Source organism: Flavobacterium sp. GNP008 (assembly GCF_056428965.1).
In genome coordinates this window covers 1-266 of sequence record NZ_JBWJVL010000030.1, presented here as the reverse complement: position 1 = coordinate 266, position 266 = coordinate 1, and the positions used below count along the sequence as shown (strand labels likewise).

1 protein-coding gene is annotated in these 266 nt (G+C 59.4%); it reads left to right on the top strand.

Going from position 1 to position 266, the window contains the following annotated elements:
* Positions 1-24: 24 nt before the first annotated feature.
* The coding region (locus tag AC0608_RS13755; protein WP_478289468.1) for an AMP-binding protein at positions 25-266 on the top strand (242 nt) is incomplete at its 3' end.

Here is a 266-nt window from a genome sequence, read left to right as displayed (position 1 = left end):
CACTCAGGTAAGAGGACAAGAATAATGCAACCTGATTTCTGGAATGACAAACGCGCGCCCGGTGTTCCCAATACCATCGACCTCACCGCCTACACCTCGGTGATCGAAGTGTTCGAGCGCTCCTGCAAGACCTTCGCCGACCGTCCGGCATTCAGCAACATGGGGATTACCCTGACCTACGCCGAACTTGAGCGCCAGAGTGCGGCGTTCGCCGGTTACCTGCAGCAGCACACCGACCTCAAGCCCGGCGAGCGCATCGCGGTGCA